Annotated in this window: 12 protein-coding genes and 5 tRNA genes; all 17 read right to left on the bottom strand. The window is 37.3% G+C overall.

All coding sequences use genetic code 11. The annotated features are described in order from the left end of the window. Positions 1–28: 28 nt before the first annotated feature. The 17 genes from nusG to ACFQ0R_RS12135 all read right to left on the bottom strand — a co-directional run bounded on the left by nusG (position 29) and on the right by ACFQ0R_RS12135 (position 12,186). On the bottom strand, positions 29–580 hold the full coding sequence (gene nusG / locus ACFQ0R_RS12215; protein WP_379658661.1) for a transcription termination/antitermination protein NusG: 552 nt from the start codon (positions 578–580) through the stop codon (positions 29–31). A 3-nt stretch (positions 581–583) separates the two neighbouring features. Then, positions 584–781 (bottom strand): preprotein translocase subunit SecE, encoded by a 198-nt coding sequence (gene secE / locus ACFQ0R_RS12210; protein WP_224461742.1) that lies wholly within the window; start codon positions 779–781, stop codon positions 584–586. A 15-nt stretch (positions 782–796) separates the two neighbouring features. Further along, positions 797–869: transfer RNA gene (locus ACFQ0R_RS12205), tRNA-Trp, on the bottom strand. Between the two features lie 124 nt (positions 870–993). Next, positions 994–2,178: an elongation factor Tu gene (tuf, locus tag ACFQ0R_RS12200; RefSeq protein ID WP_379658660.1), complete on the bottom strand. Its 1,185-nt coding sequence runs from the start codon at positions 2,176–2,178 to the stop codon at positions 994–996. 94 nt (positions 2,179–2,272) lie between these two features. After that, positions 2,273–2,344: transfer RNA gene (locus ACFQ0R_RS12195), tRNA-Thr, on the bottom strand. A 25-nt stretch (positions 2,345–2,369) separates the two neighbouring features. Beyond that, a tRNA-Gly gene (locus ACFQ0R_RS12190) sits at positions 2,370–2,442 on the bottom strand. Positions 2,443–2,493: 51 nt separating this feature from the next. After that, positions 2,494–2,575, bottom strand: a tRNA-Tyr gene (locus ACFQ0R_RS12185). A 123-nt stretch (positions 2,576–2,698) separates the two neighbouring features. Beyond that, positions 2,699–2,772 (bottom strand) — tRNA-Thr (locus tag ACFQ0R_RS12180). Positions 2,773–2,893: 121 nt separating this feature from the next. Continuing rightward, on the bottom strand, positions 2,894–3,790 hold the full coding sequence (locus ACFQ0R_RS12175) for a tyrosine-type recombinase/integrase (protein WP_379658659.1): 897 nt from the start codon (positions 3,788–3,790) through the stop codon (positions 2,894–2,896). A gap of 262 nt (positions 3,791–4,052) precedes the next feature. Beyond that, entirely contained in the window at positions 4,053–5,219 is a 1,167-nt protein-coding gene (locus ACFQ0R_RS12170) for an acyl-CoA dehydrogenase family protein (RefSeq protein WP_379658658.1), read from the bottom strand. 24 nt (positions 5,220–5,243) lie between these two features. Next, the gene (locus ACFQ0R_RS12165) at positions 5,244–6,128 is read right to left on the bottom strand and encodes a helix-hairpin-helix domain-containing protein (RefSeq protein WP_379658657.1); all 885 of its coding nucleotides are present in this window, start codon (positions 6,126–6,128) and stop codon (positions 5,244–5,246) included. A 10-nt stretch (positions 6,129–6,138) separates the two neighbouring features. Then, entirely contained in the window at positions 6,139–8,214 is a 2,076-nt protein-coding gene (locus tag ACFQ0R_RS12160) for an amino acid carrier protein (protein WP_379658656.1), read from the bottom strand. 153 nt (positions 8,215–8,367) lie between these two features. Beyond that, the gene (gene mnmD, locus ACFQ0R_RS12155) at positions 8,368–9,045 is read right to left on the bottom strand and encodes a tRNA (5-methylaminomethyl-2-thiouridine)(34)-methyltransferase MnmD (RefSeq protein ID WP_379658655.1); all 678 of its coding nucleotides are present in this window, start codon (positions 9,043–9,045) and stop codon (positions 8,368–8,370) included. Positions 9,046–9,053: 8 nt separating this feature from the next. Beyond that, the gene (locus tag ACFQ0R_RS12150; RefSeq protein WP_379658654.1) at positions 9,054–9,284 is read right to left on the bottom strand and encodes a PspC domain-containing protein; all 231 of its coding nucleotides are present in this window, start codon (positions 9,282–9,284) and stop codon (positions 9,054–9,056) included. Beyond that, entirely contained in the window at positions 9,281–10,564 is a 1,284-nt protein-coding gene (locus ACFQ0R_RS12145) for a DUF2851 family protein (RefSeq protein ID WP_379658653.1), read from the bottom strand. Before ACFQ0R_RS12145 ends, ACFQ0R_RS12150 begins: the two co-directional genes overlap by 4 nt. A gap of 1 nt (position 10,565) precedes the next feature. Beyond that, on the bottom strand, positions 10,566–11,234 hold the full coding sequence (locus tag ACFQ0R_RS12140) for an SGNH/GDSL hydrolase family protein (RefSeq protein WP_379658652.1): 669 nt from the start codon (positions 11,232–11,234) through the stop codon (positions 10,566–10,568). 49 nt (positions 11,235–11,283) lie between these two features. Beyond that, entirely contained in the window at positions 11,284–12,186 is a 903-nt protein-coding gene (locus ACFQ0R_RS12135) for a TIGR01777 family oxidoreductase (protein WP_379658651.1), read from the bottom strand. Between the last annotated feature and the right edge of the window lie 661 nt (positions 12,187–12,847).

Genomic DNA, 12,847 nt, shown 5'->3' with positions numbered 1-12,847 from the left:
AAAAACAACTCTATATTATATGTAACATTTAAATTTTCTCTACTTGCATATAGCTAAGCTCAACTGGTGTTTTACGACCAAATATCTTAACCATAACCTGTAACTTTCTTTTATCTTCATTAATCTTTTCAATAGTTCCTGTAAAACTATTAAAAGGACCATCAACAACTTTTACAGATTCACCAATATTAAATGGTATAGCAACGTTTTCTTTCTGAACGGAAAGCTGATCTACTTTACCTAGCATTCTGTTAACTTCAGACTTACGCATCGGCACAGGCTCACCTCTTTTAGTTTCACCAAGAAATCCAATAACTCCATTCACTCCTTTAATAACGTGACCAACTTCACCTTCAAGGTTAGCATTGATCATTATATATCCAGGAAAATAAACTTTCTCTTTGTTGATTTTTTTTCCATTACGGATCTGAACGACATTTTCTTTTGGAACCAAAATGTCATCAACGTAATCGCCAAGACCCTGATGTGAAATTTCTTTCTCGATGTAGTCTTTAACTTTACTTTCAGAACCACTAATAGCTCTTACTACATACCACTTTTTTAAACCTGTCTCAGACATGAATTATGATTTAACCCAATTAAAATATTGCTTAACAGCCGCACTAAAAACTTCATCCACTCCCCAAATAGCAAGCGAAAAAAGTATAGAAAAAACCGCAACAATCACCATGAGTTTTTGCCCCTCAGCCCAAGTTGGCCAAGTCACATGATTTCTTAATTCGTTGTAAGACTCGCTTACATAATTTTTAAAATTTGACATCTTCTTTAAGATTTGCACGGGTTGAGAGGCTCGAACTCCCGACACCTGGTTTTGGAGACCAGTGCTCTACCAACTGAGCTAAACCCGTAAATATTACATTTTTTAAAGCGCGCAAAGAAACAAAAATTATTGCACATAAAAAAGGAAATTTAAAAAGTTAAGGTATCCGCTTAAAGCGAACACCTTAACTGTAATAAAATATCTGTCTGAAATTACAGTATTTCAGTAACCTGTCCAGCACCTACTGTACGACCACCTTCACGTATTGCAAATCTCAAACCAACGTTAAGAGCAATTGGCTGAATCAATTCAACAGTGATTGTTAAGTTATCACCAGGCATAACCATCTCTACTCCATCAGGAAGATTGATTGTACCAGTAACATCCGTAGTTCTTACATAGAACTGTGGTCTGTAGTTGTTATGGAATGGAGTGTGACGTCCACCTTCTTCTTTTTTCAAGATATAAACCTCAGCTTTGAATTTTCCGTGTGGCTTAATAGATCCAGGCTTAGCGATCACCATACCTCTAGAGATCTGGCTTTTCTCAATACCTCTCAATAAGATACCTACGTTATCACCAGCTTCTCCTCTATCAAGAATTTTACGAAACATTTCAACACCAGTGATGGTTGATTTCATGTTCTCAGCTCCCATACCATTGATCTCTACAGGATCTCCAGTATTCGCTACACCAGTCTCAATACGACCTGTAGCAACAGTACCACGACCTGTAATAGAGAATACATCTTCAATCGGCATCAAGAAATCTTTCTCAACATCTCTTTCAGGAAGTTCAATATAGTCATCAACTGCTTCCATCAAATCAAGAACAGTTTTAGCCCATTTCTCATCACCTTCTAAAGCACCAAGCGCAGAACCTGAAATTACAGGAGCATTATCTCCATCATATTCGTAGAAAGAAAGTAAATCTCTTACCTCCATTTCAACCAACTCCAAAAGTTCCTCATCATCAACAAGGTCAACTTTGTTTAAGAAAGTAACAATTCTTGGAATACCAACCTGACGTCCTAAAAGAATGTGCTCACGAGTTTGTGGCATTGGACCATCAGTCGCAGCAACAACAAGAATAGCACCGTCCATTTGAGCAGCACCAGTAACCATGTTTTTCACATAATCGGCGTGACCTGGACAGTCAACGTGTGCATAGTGACGATTAGCTGTTTGATATTCGACGTGAGAAGAGTTGATAGTAATACCACGCTCTTTTTCCTCAGGTGCATTATCAATTTGATCAAAAGCACTAGCTTCAGAATATCCAGCATCTGCCATAACTTTTGTAATAGCAGCTGTAAGTGTAGTTTTTCCGTGATCGACGTGTCCAATCGTACCTATATTTAGGTGTGGTTTGGAACGATCAAAATTTTCCTTTGCCATAGTAGTAAATTATTTAATCTTAGTTATATATTAGTGTTAATGTTAATAACAACATAAAAAGCCAACAAAACCAAGTTTTGAGACTTTAAAATTGAGCCAACGACGAGAATTGAACTCGTGACCTTTTCCTTACCAAGGAAACGCTCTACCCCTGAGCTACGTCGGCAAACAGAAATTGCATTTAAAAATAGAGCGGAAGACCGGGTTCGAACCGGCGACATTCAGCTTGGAAGGCTGACGCTCTACCAACTGAGCTACTTCCGCTTATTTTCTTCAATATGTCAATGCAAAGCCTGATGTTATCCGACTTGGTTGTGGGGAGAGCAGGATTCGAACCTGCGAAGGTAAAACCAACAGATTTACAGTCTGTCCTCGTTGGCCGCTTGAGTATCTCCCCAAAAATCTGATAAATGAGCCGATGAAGGGACTCCCCTCGACGTCGTTCGGAATAAACTTCTTGTCCCAAACTTATCAACTCTCGTTATCATTAAAGAATGCAATGAACTTCATTTCATTCTTGAGCCGATGGAGGGACTCGAACCCACGACCTGCTGATTACAAATCAGCTGCTCTAGCCAGCTGAGCTACATCGGCTTATCAGTATGTCAAACGCTACTTTTCGTAACGGGTTGCAAATATAAAACGAATATTGATATCTGAAAATTATTTGCCTCTTTTTTTTCAAAAAATAATTCAATCATATTTTTCACACCACTCAACCCTTCTCAGCACCGGCTGATCTGGGGTGAGCCAAAGCATGTGCTTTACTTAATTCTTTAAAATTAGAATGCGTGTAAACCTCCGTTGAAGCTAGGCTACTATGTCCCAACAATTCTTTTATCGCTGTGATATCCGCTCCCTTCTCTAAAAGATGAGATGCAAATGCATGTCGAAGCAGGTGTGGACTTAATTTTTTCTTTGTAGATACGTTTTTGAAATAAGAATTGACCGTCCTGTAAACTAGATTTGGATAAATAGGTTTACCCTTCCTGGTTATAAATAAATCTTCACTCCCTTTAGCAATCAGCTCCCTTGCCTGTAAATATTCATTTATGAGACTTAGGGTTTTTCCCATTAAAGGGACTATTCTCTCTTTGTTTCGTTTACCAAGAACTTTCAATTGATTTTGACTGAAGTTTATACTAGAAAGCTTTAAATCTATCAATTCCTGACGTCGCATCCCGGTAGAGTAAAGTAACTCGATTATTAAATGGTCTCTTATCCCTTCAAAAGTTGAATCATTAAAATAATCTGAAATCTGCTCCAGTTCTTTTAGCGAAAAGACTTCCTGTTCTTTTTTTGGAAGTTTTAGAGACTTATGCTGAAGCATTGGATTAGAGTCTATTGCTTTTATTTTCAGCAGGAATCTAAAAAACGTTTTGAGTGTGGACAACTTCCTATTGATGGTCTTATTAGCTAATTCCTTATCAACGAAACTTACAATCCACCGTCTAATCATAGGATAGTTCACTTCCGCCAAGTCTTCTGTTTCATAATTTTCTAAAACAAAAATTTGAAACTGATCCAAATCTGACGCATACGAAGTCAGTGTATGCTGAGCATAATTTTTCTCGAGCTGAAGATAATCTATAAAAGCCTGGGCATGTTTCATAAAGATAGACTAATTAAAAAAATCAGGTTTGTCAGTTCAAGCGTTTCGACTTCCCTCGAGACGGGCTATTGTCAAGAACATCTAAGTCATTTACCTTCAGGCTCCTATCAGTGACGTTTTTGTGAAAAGTATTGATTGTAAATTCCTTGTTTCACGTTAGAGCGGAGTCGAGAACATTTTTATTTTGAATTTTACAACACCTCTCGACTCCGCTCGAGGAGACATTACCTTAATGTTTTAATTTTAAACAGCATAATGATGATTAGGTTGCCGGTTTATAGTCTTTGTTATCAATTACCATTTTCGCAATAATCTCTTTCAATATCTCCGAAGTCCCGCCACCTATTGGACCAAGACGACTATCACGGAACATTCTTGCTAATGGGTAATCCTCAACATACCCATATCCACCTAGCATTTGTAAGCAATCATAAATCACCTCGTCTGCAATCTTTGTAGAAAGTAATTTTGACATTGTTGCTTCTTTCACTACATATTCACCTTCATCCAAACGTTTAGCTGTGGTATAATTGAAAGCTTTAGCCATTTCAACTTCACTGCTTCGTTGAGCGATTGTATGTCTTAAAGCCTGAAACTTATCGATTGTTTGCCCGAAAGCTTCACGCTCAGACATATATTGTACAGCATATTCAATAGCATATTCTGCTCTTGCATGGGCATTCACTCCCATGATTAATCGTTCTAAAGCAAAATGCTGCATGATATACGGGAATCCCTGGTTACGCTCTCCCATCAAATGAGATTTTGGTATCTCGACATTGTCAAATGCCAGCTCTGCAGTATCAGAGGCTCTCCAGCCCAACTTATTAAGCTTTGTTGCAGAAATTCCAGGTGTATCTCTATCTACAATAAAAATACTCATGCCTTTACCGCCTTTCTCCGGAGCAGTTTTGGCAGCAACTACGAGATAATCTGAATATACTCCATTTGTAATGAAAGTTTTAGAACCGTTGATTACAAATGAATCTTCTTTCTCTACAGCTGTGGTTTTCATACCAGCAACATCAGATCCTCCAAAAGGCTCTGTGATACAAAGACATCCTATCATATCACCACTGATAGAAGCAGAGAGGTATTTTTCTTTAATCTCTTCACTCCCCTCTTTATTGACATGTGTCATCGCTAAATAAGCGTGAGCCCAAATCGCAGCAGCAAATCCGCCAGAGTTGATTTTCTGGAGTTCTTCTAGTAAAATAATGGTATAAAATAGATCCAGGTCAAGCCCTCCATATTTTTCTGGATAAGCTAAACCGAAATAGCCCATTTCACCGAATTTCTTCCAAATAAAACGCTCTATAGTTCCTTCTTCCTCCCATTTGTCCAAATGAGGAACTACTTCTTTCTGAAGAAATTCCTGTAAACTTTTTCTGAACATTTCATGTTCTTCACTGAAATACATATGATTCATATTTAAATATCTAAATTTTGTGTATTATTCTATAATTTCCAAATATAATTGAATTCTATCTAATCTATAGTTAGGAAAATCTTCAATTTTTGATAATTCTTCAAAACTCTTTATACCCTCTCTCAATTTTATAAAATTCACAATTGTTCTTGCCATTTCATAGTCAAAGTAAGGTAACTCTGATAATTCAAGGACACTTATACTATTGATATTTTGCTTTTCAACTATAACCGGACTTTTCAAAGCAATTTTATCTTTCAGGTTTTCAATTACATCATATTTCAACCCGTAAACATCTTTCAGCTGAATGATGTCAACAAAACCTCCAATCTTGTCTCTGTAAGTTATGATCCGTCTGGATAAGGTCTCACCAATTCCAGATATTTCTATCAAATCAGATTCTGTTACCGCATTGAGATCTTTCTTTTCAGCATAACTTAATGAGCTGCGTTTTTTAGCTTTAGATTTTTTATTTTCAGCCTCAACAACCCAATCAGGAAATTTAAAATACTCTCCATATTCCGACATCCACTCATCAGATACCTGAGTTATTTTTTGAAACTGAGCTTTAGAATTGATCCATTGGTCTTTAGCTCTAAATTCCAGCAACCTATCAATTTCATCTACAGACATCTCTAAAGTGTAGCCTTTATAATCTGTTATAAAATTAGGATTAAAAGGATAAATGGTTCTCTGAGACTCAAGGCTTTGTTTATATTTTAACGAATCTACAAGGCGCTGAATAGAATCTTCGACTTTAGTAAGTCCTTTAGTTTCTTTAGAATTGGTAAATGAATTTAAACTCCAATAGTTTATTCCAATACCAAGAATCAAAATAAGGCAAAATAAAAAAATTCCGTTTCGATCACCTTTACTGTAGCCGAAACGGAATTTTCTATTTGAACTCATTTCTTAATGATTATTTCTTCAAAACTTCTTTTTGAAAGATTTCACCAGACTTTAATTTAGCCATGTATTCTTTTAGGTCTTTTCTTACTTCACCAGACATGATATAAAGGCCTATAATGTTAGGGAAAGACATTGCCAAAATCATCATATCAGAGAAGTCCAATACAGCACCTAAACTTACGGATGCTCCAAGAACAACAAAAAGTAAGAAGATTACTTTATAAATTAATTCTGAACGGTTACTTCTTCCGAAGATATAAGTCCAGGCTCTCATTCCGTAGTAAGACCAGGAAATCATAGTTGAAAAAGCAAATAAGAATACCGCTGCAGAAAGAACATATGGGAACCAGGAAATCACACTACCAAAAGCTTCCGTAGTTAGTTGAACTCCAGATACACCTTCAACTTCGTGCATTCCGGTAAAAATAAGAACCAAAGCAGTAAGCGTACAAACTACTACTGTATCGATAAAAGGTTCAAGTAAAGCTACAAAACCTTCTGAAGGCGGATGATTTGTTTTGGCTGCAGAGTGAGCAATTGCAGCAGAACCAACCCCTGCTTCGTTAGAGAAAGCTGCACGCTGGAAACCTACCACTAAAACACCTATAAAACCTCCTTTAAGCGCAGTGGGAGTAAACGCACCACTTATAATAGCATTAAATGCAGGCCCTATGTTTTCTATATTCATTCCTATTACTACCAAAGCTCCCACAACATAAGTCGCTGCCATGACAGGAACTACCCTACCAGTTACTTTCGCAATACTGTTGATTCCGCCAATAATTACAACACCAACAAGAATAGCTAAGAAAATACCAAAGTAGAACCCACTATCACTATCTAAAAAAGGAATCTGATTGGATAAAATTTCAAAAGATTGATTGGCCTGAAACATATTACCACCACCAAAAGAGGCTCCAACACCAAGTACAGCAAAGAAGCCTGCCAATACTTTACCAAGTTTGCTAAGGTTTCTTTTTTCCAGACCATATCGTAAATAATTCATTGGTCCTCCAAATATTCTGCCTTCTTTATTGATAAATCTATACTTTACACCAAGTGTACATTCTACAAACTTGGAAGACATTCCTAAAAGTCCAGCCAAAATCATCCAAAACGTTGCTCCTGCTCCACCTAGTGAAACCGCAATAGCAACACCGGCAATATTACCCAGACCAACAGTTGCAGAAACAGCTGTTGCCAGAGCCTGAAAATGGGAAATACTACCAGGGGCGTTAGGTTCGTCATATTTACCTCTCGCCAACTGAATAGCGTGTTTAAAACCACGAATGTTGATAAAGCCCATTCTAAAGGTAAAGAATGCAGCACCGAAGATTAACCAGATAACGATAAAAGGAATCCCTTTCTTAAGTGGAGTCCCGTTAGGATTAGTCAATACTATAGGAGTTTCATATAAAATTTTACCAAACTTATGAGCATTTTGAGCAATCACGTCTTCTTGATTTGCCGGATCGTAAATATATTCACCCTGCGGGGTTATAAATTCAATCTTACCATTTGCCTTAGCCTGTACTGTTTGAGTCTGCCCGTCAATGTCAATAATAGCAACATCCTGACCTTTTTTTACAGACTCATTTTCATCGACCAGCCACTCCTTAAGTAAGAATTTACTTCCTGTGTTTGGTTCCCAGCCAGGAGAAAATAATAGCTTTTCATCGCTGTAAACAACCGGATCATAGATACCTATAGCATCAAATGGATCCCAGAAAAGAACACTACCCATTGCATCTACTACCGGCTGGAAGGTGCCGTTGAAATTTTCAACTATAGAAACCGCTTTTATTTTGAATGTCTTTTCCACAGAAGCCCCATTGGCATCAGATACTTTTACGGAATAAGAAATGCCTTCAGTAAGATCACTTGCTCTGCTAGATGAAAGTGGCACATCATTTTTTGACCATTGATACTTATAAGGCGGAACACCTCCTGTAACATTTAAATTGATTTGTCCATCATTGATTTTATCTGATGGATTGATAATTGTTTCTTCAACTTTTAAATCTTGTGCAAAAGTGAATGAAATAGTAAACAATAGGAAAGCAATCAGTGTGATATTTCTTACCATAAGGCTATTTAGAATTTGATATTTCAAAATGAGACGTTTGTTTTAAATCAGTTAAGATTTAAAAACCTGCCGCAAGATGCAAAAAATATGGTTTCCATTCAAATGCTATGTCTTAAAATCTTTAAGACTTTAATATCTGTTTCACAAAAGTAATTAATACGGTTTAAAAGCTCGCATCATATGGCGTTTCCCCGGAGGCCCTTCTATAATATCTACCTCAAAACCAATAGATTGCAAAGCTCGTCTTGCAGTTCCTTTCACACAATAAGTCACAAACACACCTCCAGGTTTCAATGCTTCATAGAACCCTTTAAATATACTTTCCTCCCATAATTCAGGCTGAACCCTAGGTCCAAAGGCATCGTAGAACACCACATCAGCAACATTTTTAAGCTCAATTTCAGAGAAATACTGCTGTTGCTTTTTCAATCGAAAAGTATTTGACATCTGCTCCCATTCATCCCACTGCACCTGATGTAGTTTTTCATAAATTTCTTTAGAGTTTTCAGCATCAATAGTTTTATGATAATCTAAAGCTTGAATTTCCTCACTGGAAATTGGATAAGCTTCTACACCCAGATACTCTATAGAAATGTTTTTGGAGGCTGACCAAAGCGCTGTCAACAAGGCGTTAAGACCTGTCCCAAAACCCGCTTCTAAAACGGATATAGATTCGGTTTGATTTAAGGATAAAAAATGATCTAAGCCTGCTGTAATGTAAACATGCGCAGACTCTTGTATCGCACCATGAGTTGAGTGGTAATGTTCGTCCCATTCTTCTATTCGTATGGTTTTAGACCCGTCGCAGGTGGTGACTACACTTCGTTTCATACGCCTGATTATAGATCAAATACTGATGTTCGCTTGGTATAGACCAAATCTTTAAGCTTTAGCCAAAAAGCAAGTGTAAGATACAGGCCAAAACCAAAGCCAAACGTAGCAAATGACAGATAAATGAAAAATATACGTACAGATTTAGCTTTCATTCCCAATCTGTCCGCTAGTCTCGAACTCACGTAAAAACCGTGTTTCTCGAAATAGGTTCTAAGTTTATATATAAATTTTTTCATGAGTGTATTAATTCTAATCCTACTTGACATTTTAAACAGCGATTCACATCACAATACTGAGTTTTTAACTGAATTAATGCCTGGCTTTCCAAAGCTGACTCAGCCACTTTAGGCTTGAGTTTCTCAAAACCTTTGGTAATGCTGTTTGCTTCAGGTTTTAGACTGGTAATTACCGGATAAATGCTTTCCTCAAAATCCAACTGACTTTTATAAGACTGATATGCAAATTTTAAGTGCAAAAGCGTATTAATAATTACTAAATCCTTAAATGAAGCACTCGCCTTTTTGACTTTGGCTTTACTTTCTTTTCCAAAGGTATAATGTGTTTCCCAATAGTCCGATGTTTTCGCATCTAAGAATTCGTAAATCTCTTCTTTGGTTTTACACTGAATTAGTTCTGAAAACAAATTAGAGCTTTTAGAATACAAATTACAAAATTGAGATAACCTGATGGTTGGGAAATTGTCGGGTCGAAGCCTAAAGTACTTCACATGACTTGCAGCTGGCACCTTCAACTGAAATTTTTGTTTCAGAAACTCAAATTCCTGCTGAAGCTGTTTAGGATAAGCTTCCTCACTTTCAGAAGGTAACATTCCACACAATCCAAAGCACAAAGCTTCCAGTTGAAGTGGGTTTTGAAAGCATTTCTGAAACACTTTGAAATCAGCAGATGAGCTCATCTGCAAAAAAACTTCCCCATTCACGTTGAGCCCAAAAGCTTTCGCCATCAATTTAAAGCAAACCTCATCCCAGTTATTATTGGAGACTTTCAATAAGTTCAAAATAAGTTGATTTTTTTCTTCCAGACGTTCTATATACAATCGTTCTAGCCAGCTATTCAATTTAAATTCGTCGACTTCATGGAAATGCGTTTCACAATTGATCCATTTGGACATCTGATTATCAAATAAATCCTTGTAAACGCTGATCTGGTGTTCAGATATATAGTTCTTGAGTTCTAAGCAGGCCATTTCACTCTCATCTTTCCTGTAAACACTCATATCATCTTCCCAGACGACATGGAGAATGACATTGTCGTAGGCGGGATCTTTCTCATGGTGGTGTGCATACCAGTCTGATGAGCGAAGATGAATTTCCAGATTGCCCACCCAATGCTGACCATCGAGATTGATTTCAGCTTTAAAAAAGTCAGGACCTGATTCAGTTTCATTATGAATTCCCGGATGCAAAATCTTCAATTCTTCCCCACGCGAAGTTTCTAACTGATCCGTATTCAGTTTTTTATACTTCCACAGGCTATGGAGAAAGGCTTCCTGCATCTTACAAGGTGTTGAGTTGATCGAGTACTTGATCCTTAAAGCTATCTACCCACATTTTATACTGAAGACCACTTGGATGAAGTAAATCTTCAGCCAGCATGCGTTTCTCTCTATGTAAGGGTTTGCTGAGCTTTTGCAGAGGATAGTAAGCCACACCATAGCGCTGGCTCATTTTCTCTATATATCTATTGTATCGTTTTAGCCGAGAAGAGACTTTTTTTAAGTGTTCATCCTTAGCAAATTGAGATAAGCTGTAGTCGGGAATCCCTACAAGAAAAACCCCTTTTTCATCATGAGAGCTTAAGGAGATAGCTGTCTTCAATAAGTCCTCAAATTCAGTTTTAAACTGTTTAAAAGGCTTGTTTTGATATTGATTGTTTACACCGATTAAAAGAGAAACCAAATCAAAAGAATTGGGCTTATAATTTTGAGTAGCAATAGAATCCCGAAGCTCATCTGTTCTCCATCCTGTCACAGCAATAACTTCCGGGTCTTCAATAGTTATAGATTTCGTTTTTAGGTAAGACGTTAATTGAAAAGGCCACGATTTCTCTTCGAGGACTTGTTCTCCAATGGTATAAGAATCCCCAAGGGCAAGATATTTTAAAGGTTCCTGTCCAAATGTCTTTGACATAACTAAGAAGGTAAAAAGTAAGATAATTTTTTTCATAACGAGAGACGTTTTCAAAAATAAGAAAGATTTCGATACCAAAAGCTGGCTATAGCAAATCTGCAATAGCGGGCTTTAATTGAGCATATTCAAATTTAAACCCAGTGGATAAAATTTTCTTTGAGCTTACCAGTTGACTTCCCAGGACAATTGTTGACATTTCGCCCAACATGAGTTTGAGCACAAATGCGGGAATATTTGGAAGAATTAATGGCTTCTCAAGACGGTCAGCAATACATTCGGTTAATTCTTTATTATTCACGGGGTTTGGGGACACTGCATTAAACACGCCTTCCAAACGTTTTTCCATTACATGATGAAATATTCCAGCCAGATCTGAAAGATGTATCCAGGACTGCCATTGCTTCCCACTGCCCAAAGGAGCTCCCACATACTTTTCTATGGGTTCTTTTATTTTTTCTAGTGCGCCCCCATGGTCTGATAACACAACACCTATTCTGATTTTGGTCACTTCAAGACCTAACTCTCCTACTTCATCCGCTGCTGCCTCCCATTTCTCTACCACATCCGCCAGGAAGTTATCGCCCTTTTCATAATCCTCTTCCTCATGGAATTTGGTCAGTGAATCTTCATAAAGTCCCACTGCACTGGCTGAGATAAGATGTTCCACCTGGTGGTCATGTTTTGTTAAAGCTGACTTTAATGTCATGAGACTGTCAACTCTGCTATTCAGAATTGCTTTCTTGTAAGACGATGTCCACCGTTTGGCTACACTAGCTCCAGCAAGATTTATGATGGTACTCACGCCTTTTAAACTTTCGGGATCCAATTCAGATGTGGAAGGATTCCAAAAATAGCCCTGGTAATTGGGTTTGATTTCAATTTTGGAACGACTTGTTGTTAAATAATTGACCTCTATATCGTGTTTGTGAAATAAATCGACCAGGGCCTGACCTACTAATCCTGTTGCTCCTGTGATTAAAACCTTCATTTGAATTGTTTTTTTAAAATTAGCCTGTTTGCTCTAGCCGAAGCCTATGTTTAGTAAGGTTTTAACTTGAGAAACTTGAGTATTGAGTTGAGAATAGAAAATAGTGAATGCTGGCTGAGTATCTGCCTTAGGCTGATGTATCGAGAGGAGTGTCACTTCGAGTACGCGCCCTAAGCGCGTGTATGGAGAAGTGGTTTAATGCTACATGATCTATTTTTGTTTTGAATCTAACTCATGTTTCATTACTTTTTTATCTCACCCAAGTTTTTATTGTATTAAGTGTTCGTGAATCTCGTTCCTCGATTTCCATTGCCGTAAAAAGTAACCAAAAAGGTCTAGGCTTATTTTTATGTCTTTAAAAACTACAAAAGCGGCTCCACCTTCGCAAAGCAAACCGTTTCACTAGTGCTTTGCTCCTTAGTCCTATCTTCACCACTTTCTGGTTTTTATGATTCCATAAAAAATAGGCCATTTTTTTAATATATTTTAATTTTAAACCCTGAAGTTACTTTGAGCCTGCCTTCCTAGGGAACGCAGAAAGGTGCACGCCTTAAGCGTGTGTATCGAGAGGAATGTCACTTCGATTTCTATGACGTAACCAAACGATTTTGATACAAAGTTTGATTTTTTATAAGTGCAAAAACAATATGTATTATTTTGT

Source organism: Psychroflexus salinarum (genome assembly GCF_042677225.1).
In the GTDB taxonomy this organism is placed as follows: domain Bacteria; phylum Bacteroidota; class Bacteroidia; order Flavobacteriales; family Flavobacteriaceae; genus Psychroflexus; species Psychroflexus salinarum.
Note: the sequence above shows the minus strand (reverse complement) of the source record. Positions and strands in the feature narration are given on the sequence as shown.